18 protein-coding genes and 1 riboswitch are annotated in these 19,645 nt (G+C 58.4%); of the genes, 8 read left to right on the top strand and 10 right to left on the bottom strand.

The features are described from left to right. Positions 1–87 precede the first annotated feature (87 nt). From ACFFT4_RS23330 to ACFFT4_RS23315, 4 genes are read left to right on the top strand one after another with little or no spacing between them, the layout of a single operon-like run. Complete coding sequence (locus ACFFT4_RS23330) at positions 88–1,020, top strand: M15 family metallopeptidase (RefSeq protein WP_378051289.1); 933 nt, start codon at positions 88–90, stop codon at positions 1,018–1,020. Positions 1,021–1,040: 20 nt separating this feature from the next. Next, positions 1,041–1,724 carry a response regulator transcription factor gene (locus ACFFT4_RS23325; RefSeq protein WP_378051288.1) on the top strand — a complete coding sequence of 228 codons (684 nt, stop codon included), beginning with the start codon at positions 1,041–1,043 and terminating at the stop codon, positions 1,722–1,724. Next, positions 1,721–3,154 (top strand): sensor histidine kinase, encoded by a 1,434-nt coding sequence (locus ACFFT4_RS23320; RefSeq protein WP_378051287.1) that lies wholly within the window; start codon positions 1,721–1,723, stop codon positions 3,152–3,154. Before ACFFT4_RS23325 ends, ACFFT4_RS23320 begins: the two co-directional genes overlap by 4 nt. Position 3,155: 1 nt before the next feature. Further along, a complete protein-coding gene (locus ACFFT4_RS23315) occupies positions 3,156–4,280 on the top strand; it encodes a TolB-like translocation protein (protein WP_378051285.1) in 1,125 nt (374 codons plus the stop codon). 125 nt (positions 4,281–4,405) lie between these two features. Here the strand turns inward: ACFFT4_RS23315 and sdhB are convergent, their stop codons facing one another. From sdhB to ACFFT4_RS23300, 3 genes are read right to left on the bottom strand one after another with little or no spacing between them, the layout of a single operon-like run. After that, positions 4,406–5,188, bottom strand: coding sequence for a succinate dehydrogenase iron-sulfur subunit (gene sdhB, locus ACFFT4_RS23310; protein WP_378051284.1), 783 nt, complete (start codon positions 5,186–5,188; stop codon positions 4,406–4,408). Positions 5,189–5,191: 3 nt separating this feature from the next. After that, the gene (sdhA, locus tag ACFFT4_RS23305) at positions 5,192–6,949 is read right to left on the bottom strand and encodes a succinate dehydrogenase flavoprotein subunit (protein ID WP_378051283.1); all 1,758 of its coding nucleotides are present in this window, start codon (positions 6,947–6,949) and stop codon (positions 5,192–5,194) included. Positions 6,950–6,966: 17 nt separating this feature from the next. Further along, the gene (locus ACFFT4_RS23300) at positions 6,967–7,638 is read right to left on the bottom strand and encodes a succinate dehydrogenase cytochrome b558 subunit (protein ID WP_378051282.1); all 672 of its coding nucleotides are present in this window, start codon (positions 7,636–7,638) and stop codon (positions 6,967–6,969) included. A gap of 181 nt (positions 7,639–7,819) precedes the next feature. On the opposite strand from ACFFT4_RS23300, the gene ACFFT4_RS23295 reads away from it, so the two are divergent. After that, complete coding sequence (locus ACFFT4_RS23295; RefSeq protein ID WP_378051281.1) at positions 7,820–8,737, top strand: LysR family transcriptional regulator; 918 nt, start codon at positions 7,820–7,822, stop codon at positions 8,735–8,737. Positions 8,738–8,850: 113 nt separating this feature from the next. Continuing rightward, positions 8,851–9,498: a 3D domain-containing protein gene (locus ACFFT4_RS23290; RefSeq protein WP_378051280.1), complete on the top strand. Its 648-nt coding sequence runs from the start codon at positions 8,851–8,853 to the stop codon at positions 9,496–9,498. 241 nt (positions 9,499–9,739) lie between these two features. Here ACFFT4_RS23290 and ACFFT4_RS23285 read toward each other — a convergent pair whose 3' ends face one another. From ACFFT4_RS23285 to ACFFT4_RS23275, 3 genes are read right to left on the bottom strand one after another with little or no spacing between them, the layout of a single operon-like run. Next, positions 9,740–10,522 carry a polysaccharide deacetylase family protein gene (locus ACFFT4_RS23285; RefSeq protein ID WP_378051279.1) on the bottom strand — a complete coding sequence of 261 codons (783 nt, stop codon included), beginning with the start codon at positions 10,520–10,522 and terminating at the stop codon, positions 9,740–9,742. A gap of 58 nt (positions 10,523–10,580) precedes the next feature. Next, entirely contained in the window at positions 10,581–11,249 is a 669-nt protein-coding gene (locus tag ACFFT4_RS23280; protein ID WP_378051278.1) for a potassium channel family protein, read from the bottom strand. 12 nt (positions 11,250–11,261) lie between these two features. Continuing rightward, on the bottom strand, positions 11,262–12,560 hold the full coding sequence (locus ACFFT4_RS23275) for a TrkH family potassium uptake protein (RefSeq protein ID WP_378051626.1): 1,299 nt from the start codon (positions 12,558–12,560) through the stop codon (positions 11,262–11,264). Between the two features lie 125 nt (positions 12,561–12,685). Further along, a riboswitch (cyclic di-AMP (ydaO/yuaA leader) is annotated at positions 12,686–12,866 on the bottom strand. Between the two features lie 264 nt (positions 12,867–13,130). On the opposite strand from ACFFT4_RS23275, the gene ACFFT4_RS23270 reads away from it, so the two are divergent. Continuing rightward, positions 13,131–14,831: a hypothetical protein gene (locus tag ACFFT4_RS23270; protein WP_378051276.1), complete on the top strand. Its 1,701-nt coding sequence runs from the start codon at positions 13,131–13,133 to the stop codon at positions 14,829–14,831. A 132-nt stretch (positions 14,832–14,963) separates the two neighbouring features. On the opposite strand, the gene ACFFT4_RS23265 is transcribed toward ACFFT4_RS23270, so the two are convergent. From ACFFT4_RS23265 to uvrC, 3 genes are all read right to left on the bottom strand, one after another. Next, positions 14,964–15,650, bottom strand: a complete 687-nt coding sequence (locus ACFFT4_RS23265) for a phosphatase PAP2 family protein (RefSeq protein ID WP_378051274.1) — start codon at positions 15,648–15,650, stop codon at positions 14,964–14,966. Next, entirely contained in the window at positions 15,647–16,312 is a 666-nt protein-coding gene (locus ACFFT4_RS23260; protein ID WP_378051273.1) for a YkoP family protein, read from the bottom strand. Before ACFFT4_RS23260 ends, ACFFT4_RS23265 begins: the two co-directional genes overlap by 4 nt. 216 nt (positions 16,313–16,528) lie before the next feature. Next, the gene (gene uvrC, locus ACFFT4_RS23255) at positions 16,529–18,445 is read right to left on the bottom strand and encodes an excinuclease ABC subunit UvrC (protein WP_378051625.1); all 1,917 of its coding nucleotides are present in this window, start codon (positions 18,443–18,445) and stop codon (positions 16,529–16,531) included. Between the two features lie 244 nt (positions 18,446–18,689). Here uvrC and ACFFT4_RS23250 point away from each other — a divergent pair, with 244 nt between their 5' ends. Next, complete coding sequence (locus ACFFT4_RS23250) at positions 18,690–18,836, top strand: YqzM family protein (RefSeq protein WP_378051272.1); 147 nt, start codon at positions 18,690–18,692, stop codon at positions 18,834–18,836. Positions 18,837–18,886: 50 nt separating this feature from the next. Here the strand turns inward: ACFFT4_RS23250 and ACFFT4_RS23245 are convergent, their stop codons facing one another. Continuing rightward, on the bottom strand, positions 18,887–19,273 hold the full coding sequence (locus ACFFT4_RS23245; protein ID WP_378051271.1) for a hypothetical protein: 387 nt from the start codon (positions 19,271–19,273) through the stop codon (positions 18,887–18,889). Between the last annotated feature and the right edge of the window lie 372 nt (positions 19,274–19,645).

Genomic DNA, 19,645 nt, shown 5'->3' with positions numbered 1-19,645 from the left:
ACATTTTCGAAACATCTCGATATATTGTAGAAACATTCTTCTATTATTCTTTTAATTATTGATGCCATTCGACAAGGAGATTACGAGATGAAAAAGAGAAGCTTAGTCGTCGTTGCGCTCGGAATTGCTATCGCGGGCGGACTGTTGTATAAGGAAGTGCAATCCTCGGGCGGCTCGCCCTCGCCGGCCGCCCAGCCGTCCGATAGCGGGACGTTCTCTCCCCCCGCTTCTGCGGAACCTTCCGGGGAATCGCCGCATGCGAGCGTTCCGGCGGAAACGTCCGAATCGCCATCCTCGGAGCCTTCCGAGACTCCGATCGAGATCGTCAAGCCGCCCGTGAAGGCGTCGCCGGCGTTCGCTCTGCTGGCCGACAGTCTGCCGAGCCGTACGATCAAGGAGGACAAAAAAGGGCTGGCCGTCATTACCAACGCGACAAGCCAGTTCGTCCTCGTCAACAAGAAACGCAATCTGCCGTCCGATTACGCTCCCGGCGATCTTGTCGTGCCGGACGTGCCGTTCTCCTTCTCGGGAGATTCGCCGAAAAAACAGATGCGCAAGGAAGCCGCCAAAGCGCTGGAGAAGCTGTTTAAGGGCGCGGAGGACGACGGCATCGAATTAAAGGCGGTCTCCGGGTATCGCTCCTACTCGACGCAGAAGTCGATCTTCGAGAGCAACGCCCAGCGCAAGGGCGAGGAAGTCGCCAACCGCACCAGCGCGCGCCCCGGCCAAAGCGAGCATCAGACCGGCCTGGCGATGGACGTATCGAGCGCAAGCGTCTCCTACGGGCTGGAGGAAAGCTTCGGCGATACGAAGGAAGGCAAATGGCTGGCCAAAAACGCGGCCGATTACGGATTTATTATCCGCTACCCGAAGGGCAAGGAAGATTTAACCGGCTATTCCTACGAGCCGTGGCACGTGCGCTATGTCGGTGAGCAAATTGCCAAGGACGTGACGAATAAGAAAGTGACGTTAGAGCAATATTTCGAAGAGGCGGAAGAGGCGCTGCGCACAAAAGCCTAATCAACCATCCGGGTGAGATTATGAACAAAAGAATTCTCGTGGCCGACGACGAGCCCGGCATCGCGAACCCGATCTCCTACGCCTTCCGCAAGGAAGGCTACGAGGTCGTAACGGTCTACGACGGCCAAGCCGCGCTCGATCAAGCGCTCGGCTTCCGGCCGCATGTCATCGTGCTGGACGTCATGATGCCGAAGCTGACGGGCTACGAAGTTTGCAAGAAGCTCGACAACCGCGCAAACATGGGCATCATCCTGCTTACCGTCAAGAACGACATCGTGGACAAGATCGTCGGCCTGGAGATGGGCGCGGACGATTACATGACCAAGCCGTTCGACCTGCGGGAGCTGATCGCGCGGGTCAAGGCGCTGCTCCGGCGTCTCGACAAGAAGGAGCCCGAGGAAGAAAAAATCGTCGCGGGCGCGCTGACGCTTCTTCCGAAGCCGCGCACCGTTCTCGTCCGGGACGAGCCGGTCGAGCTGACGCCGAAGGAATTCGATCTGCTCCTGCTGCTGCTGTCCCATCCCGAACGCGTGTATACCCGCGACGAGCTGCTGGACGCCGTCTGGGGACTCGAATACGCCGCCGGCACCCGCACGGTCGACATCCATATGCAGCGGCTGCGCAAAAAGCTGGGAGACACGGGGCAGCATCTGCTGCAAACGGTATTCGGAGTCGGCTACAAGGCGACCGGAGTCCGTTCATGAGAGCGGTCAGCATCAAGGTCAAGTTCAGCCTGTTTCTCGCGCTGCTCCTGCTGCTGACCGTGTTCGTGCTGAGCCTGCTCGTGCTCAAGGGCATCAAGGACGACCAGCGGACGAGAATAGAGCAGGAGCTGCTGCAGCAGACGAGGCTGGCCAATCTCAGCATCAAGCAGGCTTATCAGACCTCACCGCCCATCGAGGCGCAGCAGTTTCTGCGGGCCAGGGGCCAGCAGTTCTCGATGGACCTGGCGGTCTATTCGGGCCTGCATGTCGCGCTGTACGACAAGGACGGCAAAAAAGTCGGAGACTCCGTCCCTCTCAACACAAGCTCGTACGGCGTAGAGCACGCGCTCCGGTTCGCCCTGGAAGGAAAAATCGCCTATCAGAGCGATGGCTCGTCGATTCTTTATCTGTCCCCGATCCAGGGACCGGGACAGCAGATGGGCGTCATCCAATTTCAATATCCGCTGGCCAACGACCTGCGTTTCTACCATACGATCGCCGGTTTATTCGCCTGGACCGGAGCGGCCGTCCTGGCCGCGAGCTTTATTCTCGGCTATCTATACTTCTCCCGGGCCGCGTCCTCCATCGCGAAGCTGAACCGCGCCGCCGGGCGCATCCGCAAAGGCGAGTTTCTGACCCGTCCTCCGCTTAAACGGCGGGATGAGCTGGGCCGGCTCGGACAGGAAATTTATTATATGAGCACCGAGATCCGCAATCATATTTCGGGCATGAAGCAATTCATCGGCAACGTCAGCCACGAATTCAAGACGCCCCTTACGTCGATTAAAGCCTATTCCGAGCTGATGGAGCTGTATCCGGAGGACGCCTCCCTGGCGGAGGATGCCGTCCGCCATATCGGAGCCGAGGCGGACCGTCTGACCGAGATGGTCGATAAGGTGCTGCGGCTGTCTTCGCTGGAAAAATACGATTTCGAATACCGGCCGGAGAGGGTCGATATGGCCGGGCTGCTGCTCGATCTGATCGGCCGGATGAAAGCCAAGGCGGAAAGATACGGCGTCGAGCTCGTTCCGGCGTTAACGCCGGGCAACGCATGGGCCGATCGCGAAAGCTTGATCCATATTTTCATGAACCTGCTCGACAACGGCATCAAGTACAACGTGCAGGGAGGAACGGTGACCGTATCCAACCGGGAGGCGGAAGGCCGTTCCGTCGTGGAAATCGCCGACACGGGCATCGGCATTCCCGCGGAAGCCCGGGAGCGCGTGTTCGAGCCGTTCTATACGGTGAACAAGGATCGCTCCCGAAGCAGCGGCGGGACGGGGCTCGGGCTGGCGCTCGTCAAGCAATTGACCGAGAAGCAGGGCGGAACGGTGGAGCTGCTGACGCGCACCGGACCCGGGACGACCTTCCGGCTCTTCCTGCCCCTCCGCCCTCCCTCCCGAAACCATTCGAACAAGGAGCTGGTCTGACGTGATCGCATGGCGCAATGCCGGGGCCGCAATCGGCCTGGCGTCCGTTCTTCTGCTGGCCGGCTGCGGCTCGCAATGGGGAGCGGACAGGGAAGAGATCGAGATCGCGAACCGGACGATCACCGTATTGGACAATCCCGAGCAAGCGGCCTACGAGGTGACGGAAATCGACGAACTCGTTCGGCTCAACGACCTTCGCGGCACCGACTGGCTCAGCGATGAGCAGCTGCTTGTCGATCGCGAGAACGCGGACAGGAAGCCGGAACGGGCGGAAGGCGCCGATTGGTATCCGCGCAACGTCTACATTCATGAGCTGTCCGGCGGGACCGAGACGCCGATCGACGCCTCGGACAGCAATCAGGGCTATGCCGTGGCCAGTCCGGACAAAACGAAGGTGTTTTACAAATCGTTCTCCCTGCAGAGCAATACGGGCCAAGGGCATATCGCGAACCTGGCGACCGGCGAATCGACGGCTTTCACGGCCGAGGACGCGATGACCGTCGACAACGGCCGCTGGATCGATAACGATTCGCTCGTCTACGCGACGATTCAAGGGCAGATCTTCGAATGGCGGACGGACGCGAGCCGCGCGAAGCCGCGTCTCCTGCTGGACAGTGAAGAAATGTTTCCCGGCAACCTGGCTTTGCTCGGCGACCGGCTGTTCTATACGACGCTTAAGGGCGCCCTGATGATTCAGAGCCCGACCGAGCAGGTGCAGCTCAAGACGAAGGGCAGTGTCATCTGGATGGTTCCCTCCCCCGACGAGCAGCGGCTCGCCGTCGTCGTTCGCAGCGTGCAAAGCCGGGAGATGGAGCTGCTGATTGTCGACCTTCAGGGCAGCGTGCTGCACGCGGTCGCCCAGGATTCCCAGCTGTACGGTCTGGCCTGGTCTCCGGACGGCAGCCGGCTCGCGTACGCCGCGATCACGCAGAGCGGAACGGTGCGAGGCATCTATGTCGCGGACGCTTCCACCGGGCTATCCGTTCCTTTGTCGCTGGACATCAAGTTTCTGGCCGACCCTTTGCGCTGGAATCCGTCCGGCAACCGGCTTATGGTGACGTCCACCCTGCCCGACGAACAGCAAAACCGCAACCGCTTCGCAACCTATTTGGTCAGAGTCCCTTAACGCTCCGGCCGAGCCGCAAAAAAAAGGACCTCAGCCTCCACCATTTCCGTGGATTTTGAGGTCCTTTCGCATCTTAAAAGAAGACTTCCGCTGCGCTGCGAACGATTGCGGGACGCAAGCTTGACTTACAGGCCGAGCCACTGCTTGAACAGCTGCTTGGTCGTATCCTTGTTCATCGCCGCGATCGAAGTTGTCAGCGGAATGCCTTTCGGGCAGGAGCGGACGCAGTTTTGCGAGTTGCCGCAGCCTTCGATGCCGCCTTCCTCCATCAGCGCTTCGAGACGCTCGTGCGCGTTCATCTCGCCCGTCGGATGGGCGTTGAACAGCCGCACCTGCGAGATCGAAGCCGGTCCGATAAAGCTGTTGCGGTCGTTGACGTTCGGGCATGCCTCGAGGCAGACGCCGCACGTCATGCATTTGGACAGCTCGTACGCCCATTGGCGCTTCGATTCCGCCATCCGCGGTCCCGGTCCGAGATCGTACGTTCCGTCGATCGGAATCCAGGCTTTGACCTTCTTAAGCGCGTTGAACATGCGCTCGCGGTTGATGACCAGATCGCGCACGACCGGGAACGTCGACATCGGCTCCAGCCGGATCGGCTGCTCCAGCTTGTCGATCAGCGCGCTGCACGCTTGGCGCGGCTTGCCGTTGATCACCATCGAGCACGCGCCGCACACTTCCTCCAGACAGTTGGACTCCCAGCATACGGGAACGGTTTTCTCGCCCTTCGCGTTAACCGGGTTGCGCTGAATTTCCATCAGCGCGCTGATGACGTTCATGTTCGGACGATAGGGAACCTCGAATTCCTCCGTGAATGGGGAGGCATCCGGACGCTCCCGGCGAGTAATGATAAATTTGACTTTACGACCTGTCGCCGACGGAGTCGGTGCTGCAGTTGCTTCCGCCATGGATTAGCCCTCCTTCTTCTTGTTGGTGGAATAGTCGCGCTTCCGCGGCTTGATCAGCGATACGTCGACGTCCTCGTACGAAATTTGCGGCCCTTCCGGCGTCCATTTCGCCTTTGTCGTCTTCAGGAAATTGTCGTCGTCGCGCTCCGGGAACTCCGGCTTGTAGTGCGCGCCGCGGCTTTCGTTGCGCAGCAGCGCTCCGGCCGTCATCGACTCGGCCAGCTCGATCATGTTCCACAACTGGCGAGTAAACGCCGCGCCCGAGTTGTTCCATTGCGCCGTATCGTTAATGTTGATATTTTGGTAACGCTGCTTGAGTTCTTTGATCTTGTCAAGCGTCTCTTCAAGCTTCTTGTTGTAACGGACGACGGTCATATTGTTCGTCATCCATTCGCCCAGTTCTTTGGCCAAGACGTACGCGTTTTCCTTGCCGTCCATCTTCGTGATCGCTTCGTACTTGGACGCATGCTTGCTGCGCTCGCGCTCGTACACGCTCTCGGACACGTCCTCGGCCGATTTCTTCAAGCCTTTGACGTACTCGATCGCTTTCGGTCCGGTCACCATGCCGCCGAAAATCGCGGACAGCAGCGAGTTCGCGCCGAGCCGGTTCGCGCCGTGGTATTGATAATCGCACTCGCCGCAGGCGAACAGCCCCGGAATGTTCGTCATTTGATTGTAGTCGACCCACAGGCCGCCCATCGAATAGTGCACGGCCGGGAAAATCTGCATCGGAATTTTACGCGGGTCGTCGCCCGTGAATTTCTCGTAGATTTCGATGATCCCGCCGAGCTTGACGTCGAGCTCCTTCGGATCCTTGTGCGAGAGGTCGAGATACACTTTGTTCTCGCCGTCGATGCCGAGCTTCTGGTTGACGCACACGTCGAAAATTTCCCGCGTCGCGATGTCCCGCGGCACGAGGTTGCCGTATGCCGGATATTTCTCCTCGAGGAAGTACCACGGCTTGCCGTCCTTGTACGTCCAGATGCGTCCGCCTTCCCCGCGCGCCGATTCGCTCATGAGACGGTTTTTGTCGTCGCCGGGAATCGCCGTCGGGTGAATCTGGATAAACTCGCCGTTCGCGTAGTAGACGCCCTGCTGGTACACCGCGCTGGCCGCGGTTCCCGTATTGATGACGGAGTTCGTCGTTTTGCCGAAGATGATGCCCGGTCCGCCCGTCGCCAGAATAACCGCGTCGCCGCGGAACGTAACCGACTCCATCGTGCGCAGATCCTGCGCGGAAATGCCGCGGCATACGCCGTCGTCGTCGAGAACGGCGCCGGTGAATTCCCAGTGCTCGTACTTCTGCACGAGACCCGCCACTTCCCAGCGGCGAACTTGCTCGTCCAGCGCGTAGAGCAGCTGCTGCCCGGTCGTCGCGCCCGCGAACGCGGTGCGGTGGTACTGCGTCCCGCCGAAGCGGCGGAAGTCGAGCAAGCCTTCCGGAGTCCGGCTGAACATGACGCCCATCCGGTCCATCAGGTGAATGATGCCGGGCGCCGCCTCGCACATCGCTTTAACCGGAGGCTGGTTCGCCAGGAAGTCGCCGCCGTATACCGTATCGTCGAAGTGCTCCCAGGGGGAGTCGCCTTCGCCCTTCGTATTTACAGCTCCGTTGATGCCGCCCTGCGCGCACACGGAGTGAGATCTCTTGACCGGAACAAGCGAGAACAGATCGACGCGAACGCCGGCCTCCGCCGCTTTGATCGTCGCCATCAGGCCGGCGAGGCCGCCCCCGACGACTATGACTTTTTGAGTTGCCATGTGTAGTTACTCCTCCCTTAACCTACCGATACCGCGCTTAGCGCCGCTGCCGCCGCCGAAGCGAACTCGTCGCTGCGGAATGCGAAAATGGACAGCAAGAACAGAACCGCCAGGATGACGAAGATCCCCATGCAAATTCTGGACGAAACCTTCTGCGCGCGAGGACCGATCGTAATGCCCCAGCTGACGAGGAACGCCCACAGCCCGTTCGCGAAGTGGAACGTCGCGGCCAATACGCCGATGACGTAAGCCGTCGCGGCAAGCGGGTTGCTCAGAATATTGTTCATGTGCTGACCCAATTCCTCATGGGAGACGTTGCCCAACGCGACCTGAATCCGGGTATCGTAGAAATGCCATGCGATAAAAATAAAAGTGATGACCCCCGTAATCCTTTGCAGCGCGAACGCCCAGTTGCGCCCGTAGCTGAATCTGCCGGTGTTAAGGTTCGACTGGTAAGCGATGTACAGGCCGTACACCCCGTGGAACAAAATCGGCAGCCAGATCACGAACAGCTCCAGGAAGAAAATAAGCGGAAGGCTGTTCAGCAAATCGATCGCGTCCGAGAATCCTTCCTGCCCCCCCTCAAAGGCCGAGTAGTTCGTCAGCGCATGCTCGACGATGAACAAGCCGAGCGGGATTACGCCAAGCAACGAATGAAGCTTGCGCGGTAAATAAGAATTACCTTTCATGTCTAAGTTTGTTCTCCTTTCGCATCCGTGCTTCGACATCGGATGACGATGCTTCTGGCACGGCTGGCATTCGTCACCATTTTGTCACCGTCTTTAAGGTTACTCTATTTTCGCTTATAATGGAACTGCTTATTTAATATTATCGCTTATAACAATACCGCATAAGAGACGAGGTGCATTCATGCTTGAAGATATGCGTTTGTTCGCGACAATCGTCGAGCAGACCAGCCTGAACAGGGCGGCGGAACGATTAAACCTGTCCCAGCCGGCGCTGTCCCGCCGCCTTGCCCGGCTCGAGGCCGAGCTGGAGGTCGACTTGTTCCGCAGAATCGGCAAAAGGCTGGAGCTGACCGCGGCCGGCCAGGTCACCTACGAATTCGCGCTGGAGCTCAGACGCTTCCACGGCAGCTACCTGCAGAAGCTGAACGCTTACAAGTCGTCCGAAGCCCACATCGCCACGATCGGGGCCAGCCTGACGACGCTGCAAACGACGCTGCCCGATCTCGTAAAGACGATGACCGAGAAGCACCCCAATCTGGAGATCAAAGCGATCACCGGCAAATCGCACGAAATCGCCGAGCTGGTCAAGGAACGCAAAGTCGATTTCGGCATTGTCGCCTCCTCCGTGATCGACGATGCCGCCATTACCAGTGTACCCTTATTCGACGACCATCTTATCCTCGTGCTGCCGCGAACGCATATTATATTGGAAAGAACGCATATCGAGATGACCGATCTGCAGAACCTGCCGATGATTCTGTTCGCCCACGGAACGTGGTATCGCACCTTGACCGACGAATTATTAAAAAAATATAACCTCAAGCCCGACGTCCGCATGGAAATCGACTCGTTCGAGGCGATTATCCGGCTGCTTAGCGCCTGCCGCGCGGCCACGCTGCTTCCCAAATCCTACCTCCGCGAGCAGGTGCTTATCGACAACGATCTGTACCTCGCGCGCATCAAAGAGCTTGAGGAGACGAAGCGAACGACGTTTCTGATTCACGGCGATCCGGCCTGGCTCGCCCCTTCGACGCGTTATCTGATCGAGGAGACAAGCGCCTACTTTAACCGCAAATCGGCGCGGAGCAAGGAATCTTAGAGAATTCTCACCCGCCGCGCCTTCCTGATCTTTCCTCTGTTATCCGACGATTGGCTATGGTACCTTTTACAACGAGTCGGGGCTATCCCCAATTTGTTCAGGAGGAAAATACCATGACTATCCGTTGGAAAACAATCGGCGCGCGCTCGGCCGCGCTTGCCCTGGGCGCGGCTATCGCGCTTCCGGGCCTGACCGCCCATGCGGCTTCGACCTATACGGCGAAGGATTCCGATACGTTCTGGAAGCTTTCCCAACAGTTGAATCTCCCTTTGCAGCAGTTGATGGACGCGAATCCCGCCATCGATCCGCTTAACATCTACGCCGGCCTGAAGCTGGTCATTCCCGCCGCTCCCGCCGCGAACAAGACGATGACGGCCGCTTCCAAGTCCGCAGTTCAGAAGACGCAGGCGGTGACGACTGTTTCCGGTCAATCGCTCGCCTTCTCCAGGGCGCTGGACGTTAAAGCGACCGCGTACTCGGCGGCGGCCGAGGAGAACGGCAAATGGGGCGCCGTCGACTACTTCGGCAATCCGCTGAAGCTCGGAACGATCGCGGTCGATCCCGACGTCATTCCGTTTGGCACCAAAGTGTACATTACCGGCTACGACTTCTCCGGCCTTCCGGCAGGCGGCATGACCGCCACCGCGTCCGATGCGGGCGGCGCGATCAAGGGCAACCGAATCGACATTTTCGTTCCCGGCTCCCGTTCGTTCGTCTCCGGCTTCGGCTTCCAGAATGTCAAAGTGTACGTTTTGGAATAACGGGGGATGCCCCATAAGTAATAAGAGTCGTGCCTAATGATTATCGATGTTCTCAAGGGGTATCTATCTCCTTCCGATGCTATACGATCCTGAAATGGGAATGGTAAACCCGTTAATCGGTGATTTCAGGATCGTATGAGGCAGTCTCCAGGAGATAGATGCCCACTTTTTTCTTCGCTAATCTTATACTTCTCCCTACTTAAGGGACAGCCCCTGCCCCCTTACTTTACTTTACATTACCTTACTTTACCTGCCCCTTCTTCTCAGGCAAGTTCAGCAGCTCCGTCAGCGCAACGGGCTCGTAGTCGTGCTCCCGCAGCCAGTCGATGATTTTCGGCAGCGCTTCGACCGTTCCGGACAGGCTTTGGCCGACCCCGCCTCCGGCATGCATCAGCACGACCGAGCCCGGCTTTATCGCGCGGGTCACGTTGCGAAATACCTGCTCGGCGCTAAGCTGGCGCCAGTCCGAGGAATCGACGTCCCAATTGACGACCGTGTAGCCTCGTCTTTTCGCCCATTCCAGCTGCCTGGGCACGATTTCCCCGTACGGCGGACGAACGAGCCTCGGCCTTAAGCCGACCGCGCTCGTGATCGCCGCTTCCGCCCGCAAAATTTGGTCCTGCACCCGCGCCAGCGTCATTTTCGAAAAATCGGGATGACTGTAAGAATGGTTGCCGATATCGTGGCCTTCCCGATGGATTCGTTTGACCAGGTCGGGATGTTTGCGCGCGCGGGTGCCGACGACGAAAAAGCTGGCGCGAACGCCCTTCCTCTTCAAAATGTCCAGCACCCGGGGCGTGTAGCGCGGATCGGGCACGTCGTCGAACGTCAAGGCGATTTTGCGGGACTCCCGCGAAGCGGACAGCACGAAGACGCCTTCGTACTTGCGCTCCCATTCGGTCCAACGGCTGCCGGACGGCTTCGCCGCATCGGCGTTCGTCGGCGAGGGCGCAAGCCCCAAAGCCAAAAAAGCGACGACGCTCGCCAGCGCCGTCACCGCTATTCCAAGGCGCACCCTCTTCATCGCCCATTCCTCCCACCCGCTCGTCATCTAACGTTAGCCTGAACGAACCGGATGGATTTCATTCACCGGACTGAAACGATTCCTGACACTGCTCGATTTGATCGTTCGTGCCGATCAGCACCATCACGTCCTCCTGCGCCAAAACGTCTTGGGCCGCCGGAGCGATGATCATCCCTTGCGGCTTGTTGATCGCCACGATGCTGCAGCCGAATTTGCCGCGCAAATCGACGTCTCCAAGAGATTTGCCCGACCAGCACCGCGGAACCGCAAGCTCCGCGATCGTATACTTCCGGGACAGCTCGATGTAATCGAGCAGGTTGGGCGAGACGAGCTGATGCGCGACCCGTATGCCCATATCCCGCTCGGGATAGATGATCCGGTCGACGCCCATCCTCTCCAGCACTCGTCCGTGCAGGTCGGACACCGCCTTCGCCACGACCTTCTTGACGCCGAGCTCCTTAAGCAGAATCGTGGCCAGAATGCTGGCCTGGATATCGTCGCCGATCGCCACGACGCCGCAGTCGAAATTCCGCGCTCCCACGGAGCGCAAAACCTCTTCCTCCGTCGCGTCCGCCACGATCGTATGCGTCAGCACGCCGGAAAGCTCCTGCACCTTCTCCTCGTCCCGATCCACGCCGAGCACTTCATAGCCCAGTCTGATCAATTCCCGGCCCAGGTTGGAGCCGAATCTGCCAAGGCCGATAATGACGAATTGATTTAATTTCATGGTTCTCCGCCCTTATCCGATAATAATTTTGCCTTCGGCATGCCGATAAAGCACCCGGCCCGGTTTGGGTCCCAAAGCGTACGTCAGCGTAAGCGGACCCAGCCGGCCCATGAACATCAAGAAAATGATCGTCAGCTTCCCGGCTACCGTTAAACTCCCCGTAAGCCCCATCGACAATCCGACGGTGCCGAAGGCCGAAGTGGCCTCGAACAAAATTTTCAGGAAGCTCGCGTCCTCGGTCGTCGCCAGAATCATCGTTCCCAGCAACACGATGCCGATACAGAACAGCGTGACGGTTACGGCTTTATAAACGCGCTCCTGGGCGAGACGGAAGCGGAACAGCACGACGTCCTCCTTGCCGCGGATCATCGCGAGCACGGCCCCGACGAGCACGGCAAACGTCGTCGTCTTGATGCCGCCCCCGGTGGAGCCCGGCGAAGCGCCGATAAACATCAGAATAATCATGAAAAACTGGGTCGCCTGGCGATAATCCGCGATATCGCCGGTCGTCACCCCCGCGGAGCGGGTCGTCACCGAATGGAACAGCGCGCTCAAAGCTTTGTGACCGAAGCTTTCGTCCCCGATCGAGCGGGTATTCGTAAATTCGAAGATGAGAATGATAACGGCTCCGACCGCAATCAGAACGGCGGACACGCTCAGAACGACTTTCGTGTGCAGGGAGAACTTCTTCTTCCTGCGAATTTCGAACAGGTCGGCCAGTACGATAAACCCGAAACCTCCGAGTACGATAAGCCCCATCGAGACGGCGTTGATGTACAGGTCGGAAGCGTATTGGGAAAAGCTGCCGGAATTGCCGGACAAGTCGAAGCCCGCGTTGTTAAACACGGAAATCGCATGAAAGACGCCGTGGTAAACGGCCTGTCCGAACGGCATATCGAAGGCGAAGCGCACGGTATAGAGGACGGTCCCGACCAGCTCGATCATCAGCGCGTAAAAAATCACTTTGCGCACGAGCCGGACAAGCCCTTCGATGCTGCCCTGATTTAACGACTCCTGCAAAATCAGCCTTTCCCTGAGCGAAATCCTTCTGCGCAAAATCAACGCGAACAGCGTCGCCATCGTCATGAAGCCGATCCCGCCGATCTGCACGAGCATCAGAATGACCCAATGGCCGAACGTGGAGAAATGAGAGCCCGTGTCGAACACGACCAGGCCGGTGACGCAAGCCGCGGAGGTCGCGGTGAACAAGGCGTCGACGAACGAGATCGGTTCCCGGCTTGCGGAAGCAACCGGCAGCTTGAGCAGGAACGCCCCCGCCAATATGATGATCGAAAACCCCAATAACAGCATTCTTGGCGGGGAAGCATACAACCAGCGCACCGCTTTTTTAAACAAAATATCCACCTCTGCAGTTGGCTTACTCTTTTCAGGCAAAATAAAAAAGCACTGGAACCCAGCGCTTTCGACGCACGCGATTCCTGTTCGTATAAAGCCTACGAGGTTAGCTGTCGGGTTCGGGCTCGAACAGGCTGCCCTATCCTTCGCGACTTGCGCGGAATGGAATTCACCCCTGGATCTTCGAATACAATAGGTCTTGTACACGCAATCCTTTGGTTCCCCCGTTTTCCGGATGCGGAAATTCGGCCGTTTCGTTCGATGAAATGAATGGAATTGACGTACCATCCGAATTATAGTCCGAACGAATAGGAGGAACAACACCAGAATGGGGGCAATCCGGCTCGTTTGAGCGATTTAAGCAGCGGTTATCCGCACGGAACGGCCTCGGACAGTCTTTATCGTTCCATTTGCTTTCATTTTCGTTGAAAATGCGAGATACTTAATGAAAATCCCGGCAACGCCGCGAACAAAGCCGTTGTATCCGTTATCTTGTATTGATTTGCATGCGAGGAGAGAAGCCGAATGATCGACAATCGACCGCTGCCGCTGGACAGACGCTGGGTGTGGGCGTCCTCCGTCGGACTGGTCTTGTTTTTATTGATTCAAGTGTTTCCCGTTACCGGGCAATTGTTTTCCATGAACTCCGCTCCCGTGCTCACGAGGGGCGAAGCGGAGCAGCGGGCGATCGAATGGGCGGCGGATAAATTCAACGTCGCGGCCTCCGACGTAAGCAAGACGACGGTCACGCACATGACCGACGGCAAAACGAACGGCTATTTCTCGAAACACGCGCTGGCGGACGCTTACGACAAGCAATGGGCGGCGGCGACTCCGACGGACGTCTACGTCGTCGAGCTGTACGTAAACGGAGTGCCCGGGGCGCTGGCCGTCTCGCTCCATATGGAGTCGGGCGAGCTCGTCGCCTGGCGTCATCTTGGCGCGGCAGCCGGCGCTTCGGCCGGCGAAGCGGCGGAACAGCCGACGGCGGAGCAGGCGGCCAACGCGCTGCAGTACGCGTCGGCATTCGGGATCCGTCCGGACGATTGGGAATGGACCGGCGGGACGTCCGCCGGCGGCGGCTTCGCGTACGCCTCCCGGCAGCCGGCGATCGGAGAAGCCAAGCTTGTGCTGGAAGTCGCAGCCCCGGCGGATTTCCGGCTGACGGATTCCGCTTACCCGAGCTGGCAGGGCGGAGCGGTCTCCTATCGCGTCGACTTGCCCGCGCCGTTCCTCGCGTACATGGAGCGGCAGGAGCGGTGGGCGACGGAATTGTCGGTTTTCGGCTTCATTTTGCCCCAAGTGCTGCTATTCATCCTGGCTATCATTTATACGGGAACGCATGGCGGACATACTTCGTATCGCAGGGGCATCTTTCTGGCGCTCGTCTTTTTCGCGCTGTACGCGGGCCTGACGTTTAATATGATTCCGGGCTTGCGGGCGGGAACGTGGGAATCGGGCATCAGCCCGGGAGACAATCTTAATCTTGCGGTCAGCCTCGTGACATACGCGGCCATGGCGCTGCTCACTTATTTCTCGGCGGTCGGCGGCGACGGCCTGTGGAAGTCGATGGGTCGTTCGCTGTGGCCGAGATGGCGGGAATCGGGCTACGGGGAAGCGGTGCTCAAGAGCATGAAGGAGGGCTACTTCCTGGCCTTTATTTTGCTGGGCGCGCAATCCGTCATCCTGCTTCTGCTGGAGAAAAGCCTGGGCGCGTTCGCCTCGAGCGACGCGACGCAATCGATGTACAACATGAGCATCCCGCTGCTGCTGCCGCTGCTGGCCTGGTGCGCCGGCATATCGGAGGAGCTGCAAAGCCGGCTGTTCGGCATCGGCGTGTTCCGCAAATGGTTCGTCGGCCTCGCCCGCAAGCTGAAGGGCGGAGAGCCTTCCAAAAGAACGGCTGTCGTTCTGACGACGCTGGCGATCGTGCCGCCCGGTCTGTTCTGGGCGCTCGGCCATGTCGGCTATGCGGTTTATCCGGTGTATACGCGCGTCATCGAGCTCGTGCTGCTGTCCTTCCTCTTCGGATGGTTTATGCTCCGCTTCGGCCTGATGACGGTGATCTTCGCGCATGTCGCGCTGGACGCCATTCTGATGGGCATGCAGATGATGTTCGACGGCTTGCCCGGCGACTTCGCCGGCGGCGTCTTCAGCCTCCTCACCCCCGCTCTTGTCGGCATCGTGATAGGGCGGCTTCACAAGGCGCTTCGACCGCAAGTCTGAAACCCGGAGCCGTCTGCCGAGCAAACAGGAGCGCACTGAACGATGATCGATGGATGGGCGTGAGTCGCATCTATCTCCTACATTTCAGGACCGTATGAGACAGTCTCCAGGAGATAGATGCTTCTTCTTTTCTCATCTATCATCTTGTGCGCCCCGGCTTGGCAGACGGCTCCTTTTGCGTTCCGACAGCCGCGCGATCAGCGCCCCGGACAGCCAAAACACAAGCTTGGCGGCAAGCAGCCCGGCCAATACGTCCGCGATCACGTGCTGCTTGATCATCACCGTCGAAACGATAATGCCGGCGGCAACGGCGAAAATCGGGATTTTCGCCGCCCTGCTCAAAACCCGGGAGCCGTAGACCATCAGAGCACTCGTCAGTACGTGCACGCTTGGAAAACAATTGTACGGCTGATCGTTCGTGTAGATAAAAGAGACAAGGCCGTGGAAAAATCCGTCCGGCCCGATCTCGGGACGGGGAACCGTCGTCTGAAACAGCAGAAAAACGAGGTTGGACAGCAGCAGGCCGAGACAGAACGCCAGCAGCAAGCGGAAGTATTCCTTCCTGTCCTTGCGAAGAACAAGGGCGAACACGACGAACAGAAAAGGATACCAGAGCGAGTAAGGAAGCGCGAAGGCCGGCACGAAAGGGAGGCTTGCGTCGACTTCGGTCATGAGCGACCATGCGTCCGCCGCCGCCCTGTTCTGAAAGACGTACAGCAGGTTAAGCGTCGGAATGAGCAGCAGCCACAGCAGCGGCTTCCAGGCCGCCGCGCCGCGCTTGACGCTCCGGGAAGAAGCTTCGGCTGCGGGAGCGTTCAACTTATTCGCTCCTTGCGAGGAACGGATGAACGGGCTCCGAACTTGCGGCCAAGATTGTCGCGGGTGCAGACGAGCATAACCGGAGTCAGCTTCAGCTTGCTCCGTTCGCTGCGCCCCATCCCGTCGGGGTGCATGAAGCGAAGCAGCAGCTTCAAATAAAACGCCGTCAGCCGCTCGAATCGCTTCGAGGCGAGCGGCCGCTGTTCGAATCCGAGGCCGTGCGTCAGCCCCCGATGAAGAATCGTAATGCCGACCAGCGCTTTGACCCCCGCCGGGGCGAGCCTTCCATCCAATTCCTCGCGGATTTGCCGGAGAGAGTTCCGCGCCAGCCGCGCCGTCTGAAGCGCCGCCCTGTCCGCACCGAGCTCCCTCGTTAACGCCAGCACCATCCCGTTGTTCAGATGCAGCTCGCCGATCCGGTCGCCGCGCTCGATCCGGGTTCCGTCCTCGCAGACGAACGGCTCTCCCTTGTACTTCTTGACCATGACGATGCACATTCCGGCGCGCAGCGTATGCTCGCTCGTCAATCTCATCGCCCAGGCCGCGGCCTTCTCCCACGCCATCCATACGCTTTGCCTGGCAAAGCCGAAGCTTCTTCTCTGCAGCGTCAGTCCTCGCTGCCACACCGTTCTTCCCGCCGTCCATACCGGTTGATTATGCATGTCCGCTCCTCCGTCTTCGTCTATTTTCCGCTGCCGTTCGCGTTAAGTTCATTGTATCGCCGGGCGGCTCCCGTTCCCATCGGTTCGCGTCGGGTTCGGTTCCGAACTTTCGTCCAGCAGGCATTAGACTTTGGTCCAGAGAAACGCGAAAGGCCGACCCGCAAGCCGGCGTTTCCGCATCGGCTTATGAATCGGCCTTGATTTCCGGTTTAAGAATTATTCCGCATGAAGCGCGTCAAGAATGCGTTGGGCCAGCGCCTCGCCGATCGATACCTCGCGAAAATCTTCAACGGACGCTTCCCTGATCGCCTTGAGCGAGCCGAAATGGCTCAGCAGCTGTTTCCTTCTTTTCTCCCCGATGCCCGGGATCGCGTCCAGCCGCGAAGCGACCATCGATTTGGCCCGCTTCTCGCGGTGGAACGTAATCGCGAACCGGTGCACCTCGTCCTGGATACGCTGCAGCAAGTAAAACTCCTGGCTGTCGCGCGGCAGCGGAACGACCTCGGGCGGATCGCCCACAAGCAGCTGTGAGGTGCGGTGCTTCGCGTCCTTCGCCAAGCCGCAGACAGGCACGTCGAGCCCCAGCTCGTTGACGAGCACGTCCAGCGCGGCGGCGATATGCCCTTTGCCGCCGTCGACGACGATCAGGTCGGGCAGGCGCAGCCCTTCCTTCAGCACGCGCTCGTAACGCCGCCGCACGACCTCGCGCATCGACTCGTAATCGTCCGGACCCTGCACCGTCTTGACGTTGTATTTGCGGTATTCCTTCTTATCCGGCTTGCCGTCCGTGAACACGACCATCGCCGACACGGCGGAAGCGCCCTGGATGTTCGAGTTGTCGAACGCCTCGATGCGCGACGCGCTCGGAATGCCGAGCCAATTCGCCAGCCCTTCCGCCGCCTTGCCCGTGCGCGACTCGTCCCGCTCGATCAGCCGGAACTTCTCCTCCAGCGCGACGCGGGAGTTGTCGCACGCCATCGAAACGAGCTGGCGCTTCGAGCCCCGGCGCGGAATCGCCACCTTGATTTTCAGCCAGCGCCGCAGCGATTCCCCGACCTCCGCGGCTTCTCCCTCTTCCGCCTCGTGCCCGTCCGCCGCGCCATAGCTCGTCTTCGCTTCGGCGACCATGGCGGTCCGGGCCGCTTCGCCGGCCACACCCGGCTGGGCGGATTTCTCCGCCGCCTCCTCGCCCGCTTCTTCCCCCGGCGGCGAGGGCAGCAGCACCTCGCGGGGCAAGGCCGGATTGTCACTGTAATACTGCGTCACATAGCTGAGGAAGTCATCGTACGCCTCCCCGTAGAACGGAAAAACGGACATATGCCGCTGATTCATTTTGCCTTGGCGCATATAAAGAATTTGCACGCACATCCAGCCCTTGTCGACCGAATAGCCGAACACGTCGCGGTCCATCGCGTCCGCCATATTGATCGTCTGCTTCTCCATCAGCGCCTCGATCGCCGCGATCTGATCGCGGTATTCCTTGGCCCGCTCGAATTGCAGCTCTTCGGCGGCCTGCTCCATTTTGCGCTTCAGCTCGCGTTTAATCTCCGTATGACCGCCGTTCAGAAAGCGGGCAATCTCCCCGACCATCTCGTCATAAACCTGCTGCTCCACCGGATACTCGCAAGGCGCCACGCACTGGCCCATATGATAGTACAGGCATACTTTGTCCGGGAGCGTATTGCATTTGCGCAGCGGGTACATCCTATCGAGGAGCTTCTTCGTTTCCTGCGCGGCGAAGGCGTTCGGGTAAGGCCCGAAATATTTCGCCCTGTCCTTCACGACCCGCCTCGTCACCTCCAGCTTCGGGTGCTTGTCGCTGGTGATTTTCAAGTAGGGAAACGATTTGTCGTCCTTGAGCAGCACATTGTATCGGGGAAAATGCTCCTTGATCAAGTTGCACTCGAGAATCAGCGATTCCGTATTGCTGGCCGTTACGATGTATTCGAAGTCGCGGATTTCGGAGACGAGCCGCTGCGTCTTGCCGTCGTGGCTGCCGGTAAAGTAGGAGCGCACGCGGTTTTTGAGCACTTTCGCCTTGCCGACGTATATGATTTTTCCTTCTTCGTTTTTCATCAGATAGCAGCCGGGCTGATCGGGAAGCAGCGCCAGCTTGTTGCGAATGTTCTCCATCGCTTTGTCCCGATCCGCGGAAGATTTCAGGGTATCCAAGATAACGTCCCTCCTCTGGTTAAGCTTTGACGTCCGGCCGGATAGAACACCCGTTCCTCCCATTGTAGCACATTCGGACGATACGCCGCCTTATCGGATTTTCCGTTGTCGCAAACTTGTCACCGATCGTTCCGGGGAATACTTTACAACAAAAAGCGATGTTGGGTATACTGTAACTATCGAATGCGTATCAGGAGGCTTATCAATGGCTAATGTTACCGATCCGCGCCAGCACATCAACGAAGAACCGCGCGACGATCTGTTCGACGTGGCGGCCGGCTTTGGAGTGATGTTCGGCTTCATGTTCATCGTATTCACGGTCGCGGTTGTCGTTAAATTCATCATTTCTTAATTTGCGAAAACAACGAGCAAGGGACTGCCCCGCGGGCGGTCCCTTTTGCTCTATTCGGTAAAAATGTAACACGTCCTCGTTGCCTTCACCGCAATTCTCCCATCGGCTTCTTGAAAGACCCGCCAATATATCCGTTCTAAAATCTCGCCTTCCTCCGATAACGCGTATCCCTTTCCGATTTCTTTTTCTTTTGTACATGTCCCTGTTTCGGAAGTTGTTTGATAGACCTTGCCGTTAAATTGGACTTGCACCGGAACAAGGCTGCTATCATAGTCAATGGCGATCGGGTCCGGTTGCTTGGCGCAGCCCAACAGCACGGCGAGCAACAAAATACACAAGCTAGATAATAGAAATCTCAGCTTTGCTCCCTCCTGGCCGATTATTTGGTTATTTGGTTGTTTATAGTCTTCATGCGGTATCTCCCCTGTGTTCCCCATGCCCATACTTCGCGATCAAATGGGACTTTCACACAACCCTCTCTCGGAATGCAACAGACCTCCTCTTCGCGGGTTCAACTTACCTATAACTATTACAAAATCAAAAGCATTCTGTTGCGATCTTAATAGAAATAAAGCGAGATATTCTTTAAATGGCGTTCTATAAAACTTTGAATGGGCCGCGATCAGCGGCGGATCACCGGAATAGCGATCCGTCAGGCCGTTAAAAGGCTGATCAGCAGCGGAATGTCGGACTAGCGGTCCGTCAGAAGCTGTCGATTAACTGTGGAAAAGGCATGGTCATTGCGACCGTGCTTTTTCTCCCCCTCACCGCCGCTAACCTTGGTATAATTTCTATATCAAATTGTCCGG

The sequence above is a fragment of the Cohnella cellulosilytica genome, from assembly GCF_042431195.1.
Classification (GTDB): Bacteria; Bacillota; Bacilli; order Paenibacillales; family Paenibacillaceae; genus Cohnella; species Cohnella cellulosilytica.
The sequence above is the reverse complement of the archived record's forward strand: the minus strand, read 5'-3'. Positions and strand labels throughout refer to the sequence as shown.